Raw genomic sequence first — 17,396 nt, forward strand, 5'->3', positions numbered from 1 at the left:
AACGGTCATCGAGACGGGGTCGGGAAAACCAGCACGAAGGCGCTGCACGCTACAGTGCGAGTAAGCGTATTGGACCCGGTCCGCGTATCTCCATACAGGCCCGCGGCGTGTAACGGCCGCATCGAGAGGCCGAAGACACGACTGCACCTGACCGCATGCCTACACCGGACCCGAGGAAAAAGGGCTTGCATCTGTGGGGGCGTCCAGACACGGCCTTTTTTCGCTTCCGCGACATGCTTTCAGGTGTGTCCCGATCCGGTCGGTTGCAGCGGCCGCATCCGTCCAAGCCCGTGTACCCCAAGATCCCGGAACCGCCCCGGCGGTTGCCGAAATCCGACGCCCCAGCAACCACACCACAGGAGCGCGCGCGATGAGCGAAGGTGAGGGCGAGCGGCTCAAGCAACCTGTCCGCCGGCTGTCGGCGCGCGCGGAACGCGGCGTTTTGGCGGGCGCGATCGCGATCGCGCTGGTGCACCTCTACATGAACGGCCTGGGCTCGCTGATCGTCGACGGGCTGGACGCGCTGCTGGGCCTCGCCGGCGGATCGATCGACACGCTGGGCGGTCTGGGCCGGGCCCTGCAGCAGATGGCCGTCCCGCCGCCCTTGCTGATGAACGCCCTGCACTTCGCAGGCTTCGCGGTGCTGGCCGGGCTGTTCTACCCGATGATCCCGCGCGCGTGGTGGACGGACAGCCGCTGGGGCACGCTCGCCGACCTCGGGCTCGGCGTCGTGGGGGCGCTCGCCGGCCTCTACCTGATCGCCCAGGAAACCGCGATCTACGACCGCGGCATGAACCTTGCCGCCGGCGAGTGGATCGCCGGCGGCGTGCTGATCGTGGTCGCGCTTGAACTGGTGCGCCGGACCACCGGCTGGATCGTGCCGGTGCTCAGCGTGCTGGCGCTGTCCTACGCCACCTGGCTGGGCCCGGAGATCGACGGCATGCTGCAGTTCGCCGGGCTGTCGGCGGAAACCATGCTGTTCCGCACCGTCTACGGCGATGACGGGATCTTCGGCAACATCGCCGGGATCAGCGCCTCGATCGTGGTGATGTTCATCCTGTTCGGCGCGTTCCTGCTGCGCTCGGGCGCGGGCGATGCGATCGTCGATCTGGCGCAGGTGGTCGCTGGCCGGCTGACCGGCGGGCCCGGGCTGGTCGCGGTGATCGCCAGCGCGCTGACCGGCACGATCTCGGGTTCCGCCGTCGCCAACACCGCCCAGACCGGGACGATCACGATCCCGCTGATGCAGCGCTCGGGGTATCCCGGCCGGTTCGCCGCGGGGGTGGAGGCGGCAGCCAGCACCGGCGGCCAGCTGATGCCGCCGATCATGGGCGCGGGCGCCTTCATCATGGCGAACTACACCCAGATCCCCTACGTCACCATCATCTCCGCCGCAGCCCTGCCGGCGCTGTTGTACTTCCTGTCGGTCGCCTTCTACGTCCGGATCGAGGCGAAGCGCCTGAACCTGCTGCCCGAGGCAGACCACGGGCTGAACGTCCGCGAGGTGCTGGTCCGCGGGGTGGTCAAGCTGCTGGCCCCGATCGGTGTCCTGGTGCTGCTGCTGTTCCAGGGCTTCACCCCGACCTACTCCGCCGGGCTGGCGATCCTGGCGGTGGTCGCCGGCTCCTGGTTCACCTCGGAGAAGATGGGCCCGCGGGCGATCGCCGAGGCGCTGGCGAACGGGGTGCGCAACGTCACCATGATCGCCGTGCTGCTGGTCGCGATCGGCATTTTCGTCAACGTCATCCCGACGACCGGCCTGGGCAACCTCTTGTCGCTGATGATCAGCCAGTGGGCCGACGGCAACCTGCTGATCGCGTTCGTCCTGGTCGCGCTTGCCTCGCTGGTCCTCGGCATGGGGCTGCCGGTCACGGCGGCCTACGTCGTGCTCGCGGTGCTGTCCGCCCCGGCGTTGCGCGACCTGATCGTGCAGGGGCAAATCCTGGAGATGCTGGAAAGCGGCACCCTGCCGGAGGCCGCGCGCAGCGCCTTCATGCTGGTCGACCCGAACGCGCTCGCGAAGCTGGCCCAGCCGATGGGCGCGGCGGCCGCGCAGGCGCTGCTCGATTCCGCGCCGCCGGAGGTCATCAACATCGTCCGCGAACAGGCCCTGAGCGACCACGCCGCGACGTTCGCGCTGTTGTCCGCGCACATGATCATCTTCTGGCTCAGCCAGGATTCCAACGTCACCCCACCGGTCTGCCTGACCGCCTTTACCGGCGCGGCGATCGCCGGCACCGACCCGATGAAAACCGGGGTGCAGGCTTGGAAGATCGCCAAGGGGCTGTACATGGTGCCGCTGCTGTTCGCCTACACCCCGCTGCTGGGCGGGACCTGGCATGAAGTGCTGGAGATTTTCGTGGTCGCCACGCTGGGCCTGTACTGCATCGCGGCGGGGCTGCAGGGCTATCTGGTCGGCCCCTTGGTCGGCCCGGTCGGCTGGCTGGCGCGCGGCGGGCTGCTGGCGGCTGGGGCCCTGTTGTTCTGGCCCGGGATCTGGTGGACGCACGCGGCCGGCGCGACCCTGTTCGCCAGCGCCTGGGCGTTCAACCGCTGGCGCGCCCACGCAACGCCCGTTCCGGCCAAGGGCACGATGCTGAAAGAACCACCTTTCAGCATCTTGCTCTAGATTCAATATCCTTCCGGTCAGGCATCGCATACACCCGTGCGTGCGCATTCGCGTGTTTTTCACTCTATATTGGGTAGCTGGGGACGCTGTTCCCGCGCGACGTCAACGCGAGGAGACGCCGGCCATGGCCAAGCCCCAAACGACCACGCCCCTGCCCCGGGACGAGCCGCACCGCTTGGCCGCGCTGCGGCGCCTGCGCCTGCTGGACACCCCGCGGGAGCTGGCGTTCGACCGCCTGACCCGGCTGGCCGCCCGGGTGGGCGGCGTGCCGATCGCCGCGGTCGCCCTGCTCGACCGCGACCGCAACTGGTTCAAGGCCTCGATCGGGGTGAAGGTTGCGCAAGTGCCGCGCGATCACGCCTTCTGCGCCTTCACGGTCGCCGAGGGCGCCGCGCTGATCGTGCCCGACGTGGCGGCGGACCCGCGGTTCGAAGACCTGCGGCTGGCCGACTGCAACCGGGGTGTACGCTTCTACGCTGGCGCGCCGGTGCGCAGCCCGGACGGCGCGTGCGTCGGCACGCTGTGCCTGATGGATACCGCGCCGCACCCGGGCTTCAGCCGCAACGACCGCGCCAACCTGCGCGATATCGCCCGGCTGGTGGAGGAGGAGATCGGCCGGCACGCCGAGAACGACCTGCCGTCGGCCGACGACAGCTGCGAAATCGACTGGACCATCTGGCTGTAGTGCATCGCCGCGGCGCGGAACACCGAGCCTAACCCGACCGCCGCTCCGGCCCGCCGGCCCCGGCGCTACCCGGCTTGATCGGTCTTGCGCGCGGGATCCGGGCCGGCGACCGGCGGGTCGACCGGCACGTCTTCCGGCTGGGTGTTCCGCACCTCCCAGGCGATGCCGAGGATGTTGTTCCGGTCCAGCCAGGACAGGCCGTAAACCGGCCCAACCTCCTTAATCAGGCCGCCGTCGCTGCGGTAGACGGTCGCCGCGAATTTGGCGACACCGGTCCGGTCCAGTTCTTTCCACAAGGCGATTTCCGGCGTTTCAAGAGCCGTCGTCGTCGGGATCGGCACCTCGACGGCGGGGATCCCGGCCAGGAACTCGCTCCGCGTCGTCGACAGCGCGCCGGACCGCACCTCCACGATCACGTCCGCGTCCGCGCGATTGCTGACCAGGTACGCGCCTTCAGCGAGCAGCGCCGCCCGCAGCGCACCGATGGCATAGGCGCGGTCGTAGGAGTCGAAATAACGGCCGTCCAGATAGACGCGCTGGCCGTAGTCGATGCCGAACTCCATCCGCTCGATCGCCTTGTCCGCCGCCGTCGACAGCAGCAGCTGCTCGTTCGCGCCGCGCTCCGGCTGGGTCCGACGGATCTCCGTGCAGCCGGCGGCGACGACCGCCAGCAGGGCGAGCACGACGGCGCGAGCCGCTGTCGCGGTCATGGCGGCGCGAGCCGCTGTCGCGGTCATGGTGGCGCTCCTGGTCAGCGTTCGGGATCCCGGACGAAGCCGACGGACGGACGCCGCCGCGGGCCGCGGCCGTGGCGCCCGCGTTACCGGTCGGTCTGCAACTGATCCAGCACGCCGCGGATGATCTCCTCGGCGCGCCTGGGCTGGGCGTTGCCGGCGGCGCCCGGCTGGGATGGCTCCTTCGCGCCGGTCGGCTCGATCGTTTCCCGGTCGCCCGCCTGATCGGGCGCTTCGGACGCCGCGTCGTCCGCGCCACCGCCCGCCGGCGCCGCGTCCTGCGTCTCCTGCTCGATCTTCTCCGGCGTCAGCTGCTGCTGAAACGCCCCGCCGGTGATCGCAACGTCGGGCGCATCCAACGGCCCGGTCTGACGGGTCACGACGAACGGCGCGTCCGGCGCGTCGGTGGCGCGGAACAGTTCGGTGGTCAGGTCCAGCCGCCAGGCCGGCAGGTTGACCTGCCCGCGCACCTCCGCCCGGCCCTCGAGCCCATCCAGCGTCAGGTCGGCGGTGGTCACGATCCCGTCGGCAACGGCGAAGCTGCCGGTCAGGCGGGCCCGCTCCCGAGTGAACGCGGTGCCGACGAAGTCGAGCGCCTGCGTCAGCCCGCCGATCTGCACGTCGGCCCCAAAGGAGTCACCCAGCATGTTCGACAGCTGCCGGCCGAGCCGGCCGTCAGCGGCGCCGGCCTGCTCCAGCAGGCGCCCAACCTGGGGCCCCAGGAACACCTGCGGCGCGACGGTGACCCGTCCGGACACGCTGCCCTCGCCCGCCAGGCTCGCGATCATCGCGTTCATGCTGGCGCCGCGCGCGTTCAAGTCGGCCTGCAAGTCGATCGGCCCGTTCAGCGCGCGCAGATCGAACGCGCGCGCCAGCAACGGCCCGCTCGAGACCTGCTGCGCGTCGACTGCGAGCGAGGCCGCCGGGGTGGTGCGGGTGTCCAACGTGCCGGTGGCGCTGACCTCGCCGCCGAACAGCGTACCGGTCAGGCGCTCCAGGTTAAGCACCCCGTCGCTCAGGGCTGCCGACAGTTCGGCGCCTTCCAGCCGGCTGCCGTCGGTCAGCACGATGGCGTCGGAGGTGAGCTCGAGATCGAGGTCGAGGGCGCCCAGCGCGTCCAGCGGCAGCGGCTGCGCCGACCAGCGGGGGCCCGACCCGTCGCCGCCAGCGTCGCCGGTCCCGCCGCCGGTCCCGCCGCCGGTGCCCGCATCCGCCCCGGCCGCATCCGCCGGCCCGCCGGCCGCCGCCCCGAACGCCGCGAGCGGCAACGCGCCGGTCGCCAGCGTCGCCGTGAGCTTCGGCCGCAGGCCGGACAGGTCGACCGAGAAAGGCCCGCTCAGCGGCACGGGACCGATCCGGCCCTTCAGGTTGTCGGTCGCGAAGCCGCGGCTGGTCCCGGTCACCCGTGCGGTCAGATCGAGCGGGCCGGTCTCCGCCGGCAGCGCGGGCAGTCCGGGCGCTTGAGCCGTCAGCCCGCTCAGGCTGTCGTGCTGCAGGGCCAGGACGAGGTCGAACGCCGCCGGCGCGGCCAGCGGCTCCACAGTGCCCTGGAAGGTCGCGGTGCCGCCGAGCGCGGTCAGCGTCCCGTCGACCTTGGCCCCGGCCAGCCCGCCCTGCACCGTGCCGACCAGGGCGACCGGCCCGATCCCGGCCGGGACGCTGTCGGACGCGCCGACCAGGCCGGCGAAGCGCGGCACGTCTTTGACGTCGAGGTCGACATTGAGGTCGAGCTTCGGGGCCGGCCCGACCAGTTCGCTCAGCGTCCCGTCCACCCGCACGCGGGCGCCGCCCAGGTTGCCGACCGAGGCCTCACGCACGGTCAGCACCTGATTGTGCAGGGTCGCGTCCAGCTTGACGTTTTGGGCGGTGGTGCCGGCATAGGTCAGCTGGCCGGCGCGCAGATCGAAGTTCGCGTCGAAGCCGCCCAGCCAGGCGAGCGGCGGCCCGCCATAGCCCTCGCCGCCGACCCCGCCGCCGCCATCGGTCGCATTCCCGTTGTCCGGCAGGTAGGCGGCGAGGTTCAGCCGGTCCGCGGTCAGGCCGATGCCGAAGCCCGGACGCTGGCGCAGGGCGATGGCGATGCCGCCCCGCAGCTGCACGGTGTCGACCTCGAGATCCAGGTTGGTCAGCGTGACCTGCCCAGGGCGCGCCTGCACGTCGGCCAGCAATTCCATCCGGCGCAGCCGGTCCTTGGGCACGCGCTCCGCGTTGACGCCCAGCCAGGCCAGCATGCCGCGCAGGTTGTCGGAGGCTGACTCCAGCCGGCCATCGAACACCGGCTGGCCATCCTGGGCGGCCAGGGTGCCGAACACCGCCAGGTCGCTCGAGCCGGGCAGCAGCGCCATCGCCTGGTTCAACGTCACCGTCCCGTCGGCGAGCACCGCGTTCGCCCGGCCCTGGCGAATCACCCGGTCGCGGTACAGGATCGCGCCGACGTTAAGGTTGAGTTCGGCGCGCAGGTCCTGCGGCAGCGCGAAGCCGTCGCCGCTACCATCGGGCGAGCCGCCGCTGCCGCCGGCGGCACTGCCGTCCGCGCGCTGCATCGCGAGCAGCCGGTCGAGGTCGAGGCGCTGGACCGTCAGGTCGGCGATCACGTTGGTCCGGTCGGTATCGGGGGCGCTGGGGAAGCTCACCTGCAGCCGGCCGTCGGCGCCGGTGTCGCCCAACTGCAACGACAGGTCCTGCGCCTTCAGGACGCCGCCCTCCAGCGTCAACCTGCTCTCGGCGGAGAAGGTCTGCGCCAGTTGAGCCGGATAGCTGGCCGCCGCGCGGCCGGTGACCTGCGCCAGCGCGGTCGCGAGATCGCCGCCGCGCAACTCCAGATCGCCCTGCAGACGCACCGTCTGGCCGGTGGTCAGCGCGCCGCCCAGGGTGGCGTGCGCGTCCGTGCCCGGCAGCCGCACCCGCAGGCTGTACGGTGCCGGCCCGCCCGCGCCCAGCCGGCCGAGCTGACCGTCGAACTCGAGCGGAACGCCGTCGACAGCCAGACTGCCGTCCGCCTCGAACGGGCCCGACAGCGACTGCGCGGACAGGCGCGCGTCGACCGCCGTCACCCGCCGGTCGATGCCGGCCCGGGCGTCGACGAAGCGCAGCGTGCCGTCGACCACCCGCACGCTTTGCAGGCTGACCTTGCCCAGCAGGCCGCTGCCCAGCGGACTGCCTGACCCGGTCGCAGGGTCGCCCGGCCCGCCCAGGCGCCAGTTGGCGCGGCCGTCGGCCGTGCGTTCCAAAAGCAGCCGCGGCTCCACCAGCACCAGCCGCTCGACCTCGACCCGGCCCTGCAGCAGCGGGGCGAGCGCGACCTGCATGCGCATCTCCGCGATCCGGGCCATCGGCTGGTCGCGCCCGCCGTCGACGTTGGCGAGCGTGACCTGCTGGGCGGAAAACGCCGGACTGGGCAGCAGCGACAGGCTGACCGGCCCGTCGACCGCGATGTCGCGCCCGGTCGCCTGCTCGACCTGCCGGGCCAGCTGGTCCTTGTAGGCGTTCCAGTCGATCAGGCTGGGCAGGAGGAGCACCGCCGCCATCAACACAAACAGGACGGCGAGCAGGGCGTAGATCAGCTTCTTCAACGTGGAACCTTCGTCGCGACGGACCAGCGCCGGCAGGGCGCGTGCGCAGAAATGGCGGGCTTTCCGTTGCGCCCGGCGGCGTACGCGCTAAGCTAATGAAAGTCGGCGCCGACGGCAAACGCTTGGCACGCGCGAGACGCCCGTGCCGCGCGTCTGGAGCCGGTCTGGACCGGGCAAACGAGAGACCGCAGCCATGGGCAAGCTGATCGACCTGGACGCCTACCGCCGCCGCAAGCAGCGCGGCCTGCCCCGCCTCGCGACCTCGCGCGACGCCGACGCGCCGGCCAGTCCGCGCCCGTCCGACAGCTACCGCCTGGGCCTGCCCAACCCCCCGGAACGCCCGGGACGCCCGGACGATCCCGACGCCCCGGAGCCGGCTTAAGGGTCCACGCGCGCGGCCGGCGTTTACCCGTCCAGCTTCACGATCTTGCCCGGGTTCAGGATGTTGGCGGGATCGAGCGCGCGCTTGATCGCGGCCATGGCGGGCAGCAGGTCGGGGTGCTCCTGTTCCAGCAGGTGCATCTTGCCGTAACCGATGCCGTGCTCGCCCGTGCAGGTACCGGCCATCTTCAGGGCGCGGGCGACCAGGCGGTCGTTCAGGGCCTGGGCGCGCGTCATCTCTTCGGCGTCGTCGGGATCGATCACCAGGACCAGGTGGAAATTGCCGTCGCCGACGTGCCCGACGAGCGGCGCGATCAGGCCGGACTGCGCGATGTCGCGCTTGGTCTCGATAATGCAGTCGGCGAGCCGCGAGATCGGCACCGCGACGTCGGTCGGCCAGCCTTTGCCGCCGGGGCGCAGCGCGAGCGCGGCGTAGAACGCGGCGTGACGCGCCGCCCACAGCTGCGAGCGCTCTTCCGGCCGGGTCGCCCAGGCGAAGTCGGTGCCGCCCGCGGCCTGCGCCAGTTCGCCGGTACGCTCCGCCTGCTCCGCCACGCCGGCGTCGGAGCCGTGGAACTCGAAGAAAATCGTCGGCTGGACCGGGTAGTCGAGGCCGCTGTAGCGGTTGCAGGCGTCCATCTGCACCTCGTCCAGCAGTTCCATGCGCGCAACCGGAATGCCCGACTGGATCACCAGCTGCGCCGTCTCGACCGCGCCCTCCAGCGTGGGGAAGGCGCAGACGGCGGACGAGATCGCCTCCGGCTGGCCGGCCAGGCGCAGGCGCACCTCGGTGATCACGCCAAGCGTGCCCTCGCTGCCGATCATCAGCCGGGTCAGGTCGTAGCCGGCGGACGACTTGCGCGCCCGCCCGCCGGTGTGAACGACGCTGCCGTCGGCAAGCACCACGGTCAGGCCGATCACGTTCTCCCGCATGGTGCCGTAGCGCACCGCGTTGGTGCCGCTTGCCCCGGTCGCCGCCATGCCGCCCAGGGTGGCGTCGGCGCCGGGATCGATCGGGAAGAACAGGCCGGTGTCGCGCAGGTATTCGTTCAGCTGCTTGCGGGTCACGCCGGCCTGCACGGCGCAGTCCATGTCCTCGGCGTTGACCTCCAGCACGTCGTTCATCCGCGACAGGTCGAGGCAGACCCCGCCCGACAGCGCGGCCACGTGCCCCTCCAGCGAGGTGCCCACGCCGAACGGGATCACCGGCTTGCCGTGGCGCGCGCAGATCGCCACCAGCCGCGCCACCTCCTCGGTGCTCTCGGGAAAGGCGACGGCTTCGGGCGGCTGGCCTTCGTGGTAGCTCTCGTCCTGGCCGTGCTGCGCCAACAGCGCGCCGGCCGTGCTCAGCCGGTCGCCCAGCACGTCCGCCAACTCGTCCAGCCAGCCGCGCTTGAGCGCCGCATCCGCGTTCATCGAACTTGTCCTCCCCGTGGCTTTGCGCCCCGTTACGCCGCGCGTGTCGCGCAGCGCAACCGGTCTTGTTTTCTCACCTTATGCGACCATAACATGACCAGGATCGGCCCACGACCGCCCGCGCCGCCGCGGGTCCGGGCCGGCGATTGGACGGTGTCAAGCGTCGGTGCGGCGATGGCGAGTGGCAAGTGGACACAGCCGGGCGTGCCCCACAAGGGCTGGTTCAACGTCGGCATCGAGGACGTCGGCGACGCCCACGAAACCTGCGAGATGTGCGAAACGGTGGAGATCCGCTTCGTCCACCTGATGCGCCATCCCGACGTCCCCTACGACCTGCGGGTCGGCTGCGTCTGCGCCGAGCACATGGAAGCCGACCGCCAGGCCGCCCGCAGCCGCGAACGCTGGAAGCGCAACGAGGCCCAGCGCCGCGCCAACTGGCTGAAGCGCACCTGGCGCGTCTCCCAGCGCGGCAACGAGTACCTCAACGTCGAGAACTTCAACGTCACCGTCTTCCAGCGCCCCAACCAGTACTGGGGCGGGCGCATCCTGCACAAGCCGACCGGCACCAAGCGCGCCTCCCAACGGCCCTACCGCTCGAAGAACGAGGCCAAGCTGCCGGCGTTCGACAAGCTGCAGGAGATGAAGGCGAAGCTGGAGCGGCGGGAGCGGTAGACTACTCTCGTCGGTTCGCCGGTTTCGACCGCTCCGCCCGCCAGATTGAACGTCGCACCCAAGCGCAGCACGTTCTGACCTTGAGCACAATCGATGAAGGTCGAGTCCAACCTTCACCGTGAATTTTGCTCTAACTGCTTGAAGAGAAGCCAAGATTCAGCTGAAAGGTGGCTTCACCTTTCAGCATCTTGCTCTAGCCAACCCCCCGCCCCACCGAGCCGGGCGCCAAGCGCTCTTGTCCTCGGAATCGGCCGATCAGGTCTTCGTACGGTCGTCGATCTCCCGGGCGACCTTGAGCGTTTCCGGAAAGGCGCGGGCCTCGCGGTCCTGCCGGGTCTTCTCGCGCCGCTCGCCCAGACGCGCCATGACCGCGACGACGCTGTAGTACACGAGCACGAGCGCTACGACCGCCCAAACGGCCGTCTCGGTGTCGATGCCTCCGAAGAGCGTCAGCAGCGGTTCAGTCATTGCGGTCTCCCGGAGAGGGGCGCTCCACGGCCTCGATCATGCGCTCGATCCGCTTGGCAACGTGGATGTTATCATTTTCCTCTCCCTTTGACATCTGGCGCTCCAGCGCGGCGTAGACCATCCCGAAAACGCCGACAGCCACGAGTGCCAGATATGCCGTCGCGGACACCTCCGGCGAGCCCGCGACAAGGCCGACCGCACCGGACACGGAAACCGTGACCGCCATGCGTCCGATGTAAATGTCCGCGGTCTCAGCGCGATCGGCCCGGCGCTTCGCCTTTCCCCTCAGATCGTCGGCAATCGTCTGGCACCGGTAGAGGATCGCCTGCCTGACCGCGGACTCCGGCGGCAACGCCCTCAGCGTGTCGATCAGTCGTCGCCGCTTGCGCTCGTCGTCAACGATCGGGACGAGGTCGGCCTCGCCGAGCTTGAGTTCGCGATCGTCCGCCACGCCCTCGTATTCGGCCAGGACACCGACCGGATCGTTACGTCCGCCGGTATCGGCCGGCGAGCCGCTGGGGCCTTGTTGGGCCATGCGCTCTCCCACTGTCCTTCCAGCAGCCCGCTAGAATCGATGAAGGTCGTGTCGACCTTCATCGTGAATCTTGCTCTAACTGCTTGAAGAGAGAGCAAGATTCAGCTGAAAGCTGGCTTCACCTTTCAGCATCTTGCTCTAATTCTGCATCCGCGCCATCAGCTCCGGCAGCCAGAGGGCAAGCTGCGGAAAGGCCACCAGCAGGACCACGCCCAGCACCAGGATCAGGAAGAACGGCAGCGCGGCGACCGCCACCTGGAGGATGTTGCGCCCCGTCAGACCCTGCAGGACGAACAGGTTGAAGCCGACCGGCGGGGTGATCTGGGACATCTCCACGACCACCACGAGGTAGATGCCGAACCAGATGCGGTCGATGCCGGCCGCCTCGACCACCGGCAGAATCACCGCGGTGGTCAGCACCACGAGCGAGATGCCGTCCAGGAAGCAGCCGAGGACGACGAAGAACAGCGTGAGCGCGGCCAGCAAGCCGTACTGCGAAAGCTCCAGGGTGCCGATCCATTCGGCCAGCATGCGCGGGATACCGGTGAAGCCCATCGCGCTTGTGAGAAACGACGCGCCCGCCAGGATGAAAGCGATCATGCAGGAGGTGCGGGTCGCCCCCATCAGGCCGTCGGCGAAGCTCTTCCGGGTCAGGGTGCCGGACAGCCAGGACAGCAGCAGCGCCAGGAACACGCCCACGGCCGCGGCGTCGGTCGGGCTGGCGATGCCGATATAGATGCTGCCGATCACGCCCAGGATCAGCAGGATCACCGGGATCAGCCGGCGCGACTGCCAGATCCGCTCGCCAAGCGGCATCGGCGGGTCGCGCGGGGGCGTGCGCTCGGGGTGCATCACGCTCCACAGCGCGACGTAGCCCATGAACAAGAGCACCAGCACGAGCCCGGGCAGGATCCCGGCGACGAACAGCCGGGCGATCGATTCCTCGATCGCCACGCCGTAGACGATCAGGATGATCGACGGCGGGATCAGCAGCCCGAGCGTGCCGGAGCCGGCCAGCGTGCCGATCGACATCGTCTCGTCGTAGCCGCGCCTGGTCAGTTCCGGCAGGCTCATCCGGCCGATCGTGGCGGCGGTCGCGGCCGAGGAGCCGGAGACGGCGGCGAAGATCGAGCAGCCGAGGATGTTGACGTGCATCAGCCGGCCCGGCAGCCGGCCCATCCAGGGCGCCAGGCCGCCGAACAGGTCCGCCGACAGGCGCGAGCGGAACAGGATCTCGCCCATCCAGATGAACAGCGGCAGCGCCGCCAGCGCCCAGGAGTTGGAGGCCCCCCAGACGGATGTCGCCAGCACCCGGCCCGCCGGCGCGCTGGTGAACAGCTCCATCGCCACCAGCCCGACGCCGAACAGCGAGAAGGCGACCCAGACGCCGCTGCCCAGAAGCGCGAACAGCACGACGACCAGCAGGATGCCGAGCCAGACCTCCCCCATCTAGCGCCGCTCCCCGGTCGTGTCGTGCTCGGCCCCCTGCTCGGCTTCCGAGACGTCCAGCAGGATACCGACGTTGGCGCGCTCGTGCTCGGGCGTGCCGCCCCTGAGCGCCACCACGAGCTCGTCCAACAGCGCGATCGTCAGCACCGCGCCGCCGAGCACCAGCGCACCCTGCGGGATCCAGATCGGGATCGCGACCATGCCGGTCGACATGTCGCCGAAGCGGTACGACGCCTGAACAAGGCCGAAGCTGTACCAGGTGAAGAAGCCGGCGATCGCCAGCCCGACCAGGATGCACCAGACCTCCACGGCCTGCCGGAGCTTCGGGCCCAGCAGCTGGATCACCAGGGTCACCCGGATGTGCGCCCCGCGTTTGAGGGTGTAGGCGAGCGCGAAGAAGGTCGCCGCGGCCAGGAAGAAGCCGGCGAAGTTGGCGTACGACGGCACCACCAGCCCGAACGGCGCCCCCAGCACCAGGGTCGCGATCTGGTCGATCAGGTTCGCCCCCACCTGCGCCAGCACGATCCCCGCGATGGCACAGATGAACCCGGCCGCGATCGCGCCGGACAGGGCATACAGCCGGTCGAGGAAGGTCCGCATGACGGGCGCGAGCGTGGCCGGAACCGGCCGGCGGTTCAAGAGGGGACGTGCGCGGAAGCCTGGAACGTCAACCCGCCTTGGCTGGCGCCCATGCGCCGACCGTGCGCCGACCGCGGCTGGCGGCAAGCAAGCCGGGCGCGCACGAACGCTGGCGAACCTTACGAGATCGCGTCCAGTCCCTTGCGCTCTGCGAGATTAAGCAGCTTGAGCGCCGGCCCGCGCGGCTTCTTCACGCCCTGCTCCCACTGAGCAACGGTGGACTTGGTAACGCCAAGATAGATCGCCAGCACGGGCTGGGAGACGCGCAACCGTTCCCGCAATGCCTTCAGTTCCTCGCCGGAATATTCCCGCGCGGGAGAGAGACACAATTCATCGAAATCCTTCATCGTCGTCGTGTCCATGATGCCCGCGTCGTGGAGCGCACGGGCGGACTCGTGAACCGATTCCAGGATATCGCTATGATCGGTGTTCTTGCTCATCGAGCTCCACAAGCGCGCCGCGTTCAAGCGCCTTGTCCAGTTCCGCCTCGGAGTAGCCCACGAGCTCGGTCGCCAGCCTTCTAAGCGCCGCGAGTTCAGGCCCGGTGATGTTGTCTCGTTGCTTTTTGGCAAAGCAGTAAAGGAAAAAGGCCTTTTCCCCTATTCGCACCGCAACGATGGTACGAAATCCACGCCGCTTCCCCTCCCCCGGTCGCGCAATTCGCTTCTTGACCAACTCCCCGCCGAGTTCGGCATCGACCAAGCCCGCTTCGATCTCCCCGATGGCCGCGCGCAGGTCTGCGTCGCTCGGGCCATCCTTGCCGGGCTTGAACCCTTTCGCTTTGAATATCCGCATCCACTATCTCCAAGGCAGAATTAATGAGAAAAATCTACCGAGGAAATATATGCCTCAGTGATATAGCACTAAGTGCTACAGGCCGCAACCGGCAAGCGAGATCGGATTGGCGCGCGGCGGGCTGCCGGCGCGTTGAAGTCTGACAATTCGGCGCCGCAGACCGTAAACGCTCTGCGCCGTCGAACTGGCAGGTACTATGCCCCCACGCGCTTCAGCAATTCCTTCGCCAGCGCCTGGATCTCGCGCGCTGCCTTGCCGGTGGGCGACACCTCGCCGACCGCGCGGCCTTCGGAGAGCGCGCTGGCGAATACCACGCGGTTGCCGATCTGCGCCTGGGCCTGCTCGGCGCCCAGCGCGTCGATCTCCGCCTGCATGGCGTCGGTCAGTTTGGCGCGCGGCGGCACGCGGTTGAGCACCAGGATCACCGGGCTCTTCTCCTCGCGCGCCAGGTCCATGGTCGGCTTGGTCGCCCAGACGTCCATCGGCGAGGGCTGCACCGGCACGATCACCAGGTCGGCCGCGCGGATCGCCACGCGCGCCTCGGTCTCCATGTGCGGCGGGCTGTCGATCAGGACGATGTCGTGCTGGCCGGCCAGCTTGTCGACTTCCGCGCGCACCCGCCAGCCCTTGATCTGGTTGACCAGCAAGCCGGCGCCGGCGTCGCCGCGCGCCGCCTCGCGCACCCGGAACCAGGCGGTCAGCGACATCTGCGGGTCGATATCGACGACCGCGACGCGATAGCCCTGCGCGGTCCAGGCGACCGCCAGGTGCGCGGCCAGCGTCGTCTTGCCCGCCCCGCCCTTCTGCTGGGCGATCGTGAAGACCTTGGCGGCCATGGATAAATCCCCCCGAGATATTGGTCGCAGTTTGCCTGCGCGGGGACGGCGCGACAAGCCGCCGGCCACGGGGTTTCCCTGGCCCCGCGCGCCAGCCTAAATTCACCGCCGCCATGACCGACCGCCACCCCTGCCGCCCCGAGATCGCCGACGCCCGCGACCCCGCCGCGCTCGCCCGCGGGGGCGAACTGCTGCGCGCCGGTGGGTTGGTCGCCTTCCCGACCGAGACGGTCTACGGCCTGGCCGCCGATGCCACCGACGCCCGCGCGGTCGCCCGGATCTTCGAGGCCAAGCGCCGGCCCAGCTTCAACCCCCTGATCAGCCACTGCGCGGACGCCGACAGCGCGTTCGCCCACGGGCGGTTCGCCCACGCCCGGTTCGAAGAACGCGCCCGCGCGCTGGCGCACGCGTTCTGGCCGGGGCCGCTGACGCTGGTGGTGCCGCGCGCGCCGGACAGCGATATCGCGGCGCTGACCGGCGCCGGCCTCGATACACTGGCGCTGCGGGTGCCGGGCGGGGACGTCGCGCGCCGGCTGATCGAACAGGTCGGCCGCCCCGTCGCCGCCCCCAGCGCCAACCGCTCGGGATCGATCAGCCCGACCACCGCCCGCCACGTCGCCGACAGCCTGGGCCGGGCGGTCGACCTGATCCTGGACGGCGGGGCGTGCACGGTCGGGGTGGAATCGACGGTGCTCGACGTCTGCGGCGACCGGCCGGCCCTGCTGCGCCCCGGCGGCCTGCCCCGGGAGGAGCTGGAGGCGGTCGCGGGGCCGCTGCTCGACCCCGCGCGCGACCCGGACGCGCCGGCCAGCCCGGGCCAGCTCGCCAGCCACTACGCGCCGCGCGCCCGGCTGCGCCTGAACGCGACCGATCCAACAGCCGACGAGGCGCTGCTGGCGTTCGGACCGGACGTGCCGGACGGGGCCAAGATCACCGCGAACCTGAGTCCGACCGGCGACCTGCGGGAAGCGGCGGCCAACCTGTTCGCCCAGCTGCACGCCCTGGACCGGGCGGACGTGCGCGGCATCGCCGCGATGCCGGTGCCGGAGACCGGCCTGGGGGCGGCGATCAACGACCGCCTCAGCCGCGCCGCGGCGCCGCGGGATTAGCGCGGCGGCGGCCCACGCCGTCACGCCGGCCGTTCGAGCCCGGCGCGGTCCAGGGCGGCGGTCTGGCGTTCGCGCAGGCGGTCGACGTCGAAGTCCTGGATCAGCTCCTGGAACAGGCGGTGCCAGTTGACTTCCGCCTTCAAGTGCATGAACACCGAGCCCAGCCCGATCGCCGCACGGTCCATCAGCACGAACTCGCGCGGGGGGCGCACGCCGCCGAGGCGCTTGAGCTCGCGGTGAACCTTGTTGACCAGCTCCGCGCCCTCCTTGATCGAGCCGTCGCGCTGGATCGGCTGCGCGCGGTCCTCCAGCAGCGGGCCGTAGAGGTAGCGCGCCCACAGGTTGAGCGTCTCCAGCACCTCGTCGTTCAGCTCGGAAAAGCCCCACGACTTGTAGGCTTCGCGCGCCAGCTCGTCGTCGCCCTGCTCAAGCGCGTGGTAGAGGTCGATCACGCCCTTCACGAAGGTCGGCGAGAACACGCGGATGCAGCCGAAGTCCATCAGATTGATCGACCGATCCGCCGGGCGGACGGTGTAGTTGCCCAGGTGCGGGTCGCCGTGGATCACGCCGTAGTCGTAGAACGGCACGTACCAGGCCCGGAACATATTGTAGGCGACCTGGTTGCGCTGCTCCTGGTCGGCATGGTCGCGGATGAAGTCCATCAGCCGCGATCCCTCGACCCAGCTCATCGACAGCAGGCGCCCCGACGACAGCTCCGGCACCGGCTCGGGCACGTGGACGCCGGGCTCCTCGGCCAGCATCTCGCGATAGAGCGCCATGTTGCGGCGCTCCCGGTCGTAGTCGGTCTCCTCGCGCAGGCGCGCGGACAGCTCCTGATAGATCTCGCTGGTGTCGATGGCGTTGTCGTAGCGCTTGTAGATCGACAGCACCCAGCGCAGCTGGGTCAGGTCCGCCTCCACGGTCGACTGCATGTCCGGGTATTGCAGCTTGCAGGCAAGCTGCCGGCCGTCCCGGTCGACCGCGCGATGCACCTGCCCGAGCGAGGCCGCGGCGACCGCCTCGTGGCTGAACTCCTGGAACTGCTTGCGCCAGCCCGGGCCGAGCTCGCTGGTCATCCGGCGCTTGACGAACGGCCAGCCCATCGGCGGGGCGTTCGACTGCAGCTGCTGCAGCTCCTGGGCGTATTCCTTGGGCAGCGCTTCGGGGATGGTCGCCAGGATCTGGGCGGCCTTCATCAGCGGGCCCTTGATCCCGCCCAGCGCCTGGCGCAGCTCGCCGGAGTGCTTGAGCGCGTCGACGTCGCGGCCGAGCAAGCGCTTGCCGGCCATCTGCGTGACCACGCCGGCCATCGAGGTGCCGACCTGAGCATAGCGCTGCACGCGCCGGCCGAACCGGCCCTCCTCGTAATCGCGCCCGGTCTCGCGCCGCGCCGCGCTCTCGGCATCGTCGTAATGCGCCGCGTCATAAGGCGCGTTGTCGGCGGGGGCGCGGCGCGAGACCGGGCGCGATTACGAG

16 protein-coding genes are annotated in these 17,396 nt (G+C 70.1%); 5 read left to right on the forward strand and 11 right to left on the reverse strand.

Annotated features, from left to right (window positions below; translation table 11 throughout):
* The first annotated feature begins 370 nt into the window (after window positions 1-370).
* Complete coding sequence (locus CKO28_RS20605) at window positions 371-2,629, forward strand: TRAP transporter permease (RefSeq protein ID WP_200342703.1); 2,259 nt, start codon at window positions 371-373, stop codon at window positions 2,627-2,629.
* Window positions 2,630-2,753: 124 nt separating this feature from the next.
* Complete coding sequence (locus CKO28_RS20610) at window positions 2,754-3,314, forward strand: GAF domain-containing protein (RefSeq protein WP_200342704.1); 561 nt, start codon at window positions 2,754-2,756, stop codon at window positions 3,312-3,314.
* A 65-nt stretch (window positions 3,315-3,379) separates the two neighbouring features.
* Here CKO28_RS20610 and CKO28_RS20615 read toward each other — a convergent pair whose 3' ends face one another.
* On the reverse strand, window positions 3,380-4,051 hold the full coding sequence (locus CKO28_RS20615; RefSeq protein WP_200342705.1) for a DUF6655 family protein: 672 nt from the start codon (window positions 4,049-4,051) through the stop codon (window positions 3,380-3,382).
* Between the two features lie 83 nt (window positions 4,052-4,134).
* On the reverse strand, window positions 4,135-7,620 hold the full coding sequence (locus CKO28_RS20620) for an AsmA family protein (RefSeq protein ID WP_200342706.1): 3,486 nt from the start codon (window positions 7,618-7,620) through the stop codon (window positions 4,135-4,137).
* 193 nt (window positions 7,621-7,813) lie between these two features.
* Between CKO28_RS20620 and CKO28_RS20625 the strand changes: the two genes are divergently transcribed.
* Window positions 7,814-8,002, forward strand: coding sequence for a hypothetical protein (locus CKO28_RS20625; RefSeq protein WP_200342707.1), 189 nt, complete (start codon window positions 7,814-7,816; stop codon window positions 8,000-8,002).
* A 23-nt stretch (window positions 8,003-8,025) separates the two neighbouring features.
* Here CKO28_RS20625 and CKO28_RS20630 read toward each other — a convergent pair whose 3' ends face one another.
* Window positions 8,026-9,417 (reverse strand): FAD-binding oxidoreductase, encoded by a 1,392-nt coding sequence (locus tag CKO28_RS20630; RefSeq protein WP_200342708.1) that lies wholly within the window; start codon window positions 9,415-9,417, stop codon window positions 8,026-8,028.
* A 174-nt stretch (window positions 9,418-9,591) separates the two neighbouring features.
* Here CKO28_RS20630 and CKO28_RS20635 point away from each other — a divergent pair, with 174 nt between their 5' ends.
* Entirely contained in the window at window positions 9,592-10,089 is a 498-nt protein-coding gene (locus CKO28_RS20635) for a hypothetical protein (protein WP_200342709.1), read from the forward strand.
* 255 nt (window positions 10,090-10,344) lie between these two features.
* Here the strand turns inward: CKO28_RS20635 and CKO28_RS20640 are convergent, their stop codons facing one another.
* From CKO28_RS20640 to parA, 7 genes are all read right to left on the reverse strand, one after another.
* Window positions 10,345-10,557 (reverse strand): hypothetical protein, encoded by a 213-nt coding sequence (locus CKO28_RS20640; protein WP_200342710.1) that lies wholly within the window; start codon window positions 10,555-10,557, stop codon window positions 10,345-10,347.
* Complete coding sequence (locus tag CKO28_RS20645) at window positions 10,550-11,092, reverse strand: hypothetical protein (protein ID WP_200342711.1); 543 nt, start codon at window positions 11,090-11,092, stop codon at window positions 10,550-10,552. The genes CKO28_RS20640 and CKO28_RS20645 overlap by 8 nt, the downstream gene beginning before the upstream one ends.
* A 138-nt stretch (window positions 11,093-11,230) precedes the next feature.
* Window positions 11,231-12,541 (reverse strand): TRAP transporter large permease, encoded by a 1,311-nt coding sequence (locus CKO28_RS20650; protein WP_200342712.1) that lies wholly within the window; start codon window positions 12,539-12,541, stop codon window positions 11,231-11,233.
* Window positions 12,542-13,141, reverse strand: coding sequence for a TRAP transporter small permease (locus CKO28_RS20655; protein ID WP_200342713.1), 600 nt, complete (start codon window positions 13,139-13,141; stop codon window positions 12,542-12,544).
* A 158-nt stretch (window positions 13,142-13,299) separates the two neighbouring features.
* Entirely contained in the window at window positions 13,300-13,620 is a 321-nt protein-coding gene (locus CKO28_RS20660) for a helix-turn-helix domain-containing protein (protein WP_200342714.1), read from the reverse strand.
* The gene (locus CKO28_RS20665) at window positions 13,598-13,975 is read right to left on the reverse strand and encodes a type II toxin-antitoxin system RelE/ParE family toxin (protein WP_200342715.1); all 378 of its coding nucleotides are present in this window, start codon (window positions 13,973-13,975) and stop codon (window positions 13,598-13,600) included. The genes CKO28_RS20660 and CKO28_RS20665 overlap by 23 nt, the downstream gene beginning before the upstream one ends.
* A gap of 194 nt (window positions 13,976-14,169) precedes the next feature.
* Window positions 14,170-14,811 (reverse strand): ParA family partition ATPase, encoded by a 642-nt coding sequence (gene parA, locus CKO28_RS20670; protein ID WP_200342716.1) that lies wholly within the window; start codon window positions 14,809-14,811, stop codon window positions 14,170-14,172.
* 113 nt (window positions 14,812-14,924) lie between these two features.
* Between parA and CKO28_RS20675 the strand changes: the two genes are divergently transcribed.
* Window positions 14,925-15,920, forward strand: coding sequence for an L-threonylcarbamoyladenylate synthase (locus CKO28_RS20675; RefSeq protein WP_200342717.1), 996 nt, complete (start codon window positions 14,925-14,927; stop codon window positions 15,918-15,920).
* Window positions 15,921-15,940: 20 nt separating this feature from the next.
* Here CKO28_RS20675 and CKO28_RS20680 read toward each other — a convergent pair whose 3' ends face one another.
* Window positions 15,941-17,230, reverse strand: coding sequence for an ABC1 kinase family protein (locus tag CKO28_RS20680; protein WP_200342718.1), 1,290 nt, complete (start codon window positions 17,228-17,230; stop codon window positions 15,941-15,943).
* Between the last annotated feature and the right edge of the window lie 166 nt (window positions 17,231-17,396).

Source organism: Rhodovibrio sodomensis, assembly GCF_016583645.1.
GTDB lineage: Bacteria > Pseudomonadota > Alphaproteobacteria > Kiloniellales > Rhodovibrionaceae > Rhodovibrio > Rhodovibrio sodomensis.

Bases quoted from the DNA above. Each gene is read 5' to 3' on its own strand.
- CKO28_RS20605 (WP_200342703.1), top strand. From the start codon at position 371: ATGAGCGAAGGTGAGGGCGAGCGGCTCAAGCAACCTGTCCGCCGGCTG.
- CKO28_RS20610 (WP_200342704.1), top strand. From the start codon at position 2,754: ATGGCCAAGCCCCAAACGACCACGCCCCTGCCCCGGGACGAGCCGCAC.
- CKO28_RS20615 (WP_200342705.1), bottom strand. From the start codon at position 4,051: ATGACCGCGACAGCGGCTCGCGCCGCCATGACCGCGACAGCGGCTCGC.
- CKO28_RS20625 (WP_200342707.1), top strand. From the start codon at position 7,814: ATGGGCAAGCTGATCGACCTGGACGCCTACCGCCGCCGCAAGCAGCGC.
- CKO28_RS20630 (WP_200342708.1), bottom strand. From the start codon at position 9,417: ATGAACGCGGATGCGGCGCTCAAGCGCGGCTGGCTGGACGAGTTGGCG.
- CKO28_RS20635 (WP_200342709.1), top strand. From the start codon at position 9,592: ATGGCGAGTGGCAAGTGGACACAGCCGGGCGTGCCCCACAAGGGCTGG.
- CKO28_RS20640 (WP_200342710.1), bottom strand. From the start codon at position 10,557: ATGACTGAACCGCTGCTGACGCTCTTCGGAGGCATCGACACCGAGACG.
- CKO28_RS20645 (WP_200342711.1), bottom strand. From the start codon at position 11,092: ATGGCCCAACAAGGCCCCAGCGGCTCGCCGGCCGATACCGGCGGACGT.
- CKO28_RS20650 (WP_200342712.1), bottom strand. From the start codon at position 12,541: ATGGGGGAGGTCTGGCTCGGCATCCTGCTGGTCGTCGTGCTGTTCGCG.
- CKO28_RS20655 (WP_200342713.1), bottom strand. From the start codon at position 13,141: ATGCGGACCTTCCTCGACCGGCTGTATGCCCTGTCCGGCGCGATCGCG.
- CKO28_RS20660 (WP_200342714.1), bottom strand. From the start codon at position 13,620: ATGAGCAAGAACACCGATCATAGCGATATCCTGGAATCGGTTCACGAG.
- CKO28_RS20665 (WP_200342715.1), bottom strand. From the start codon at position 13,975: ATGCGGATATTCAAAGCGAAAGGGTTCAAGCCCGGCAAGGATGGCCCG.
- parA (WP_200342716.1), bottom strand. From the start codon at position 14,811: ATGGCCGCCAAGGTCTTCACGATCGCCCAGCAGAAGGGCGGGGCGGGC.
- CKO28_RS20675 (WP_200342717.1), top strand. From the start codon at position 14,925: ATGACCGACCGCCACCCCTGCCGCCCCGAGATCGCCGACGCCCGCGAC.
- CKO28_RS20680 (WP_200342718.1), bottom strand. From the start codon at position 17,230: ATGGCCGGCGTGGTCACGCAGATGGCCGGCAAGCGCTTGCTCGGCCGC.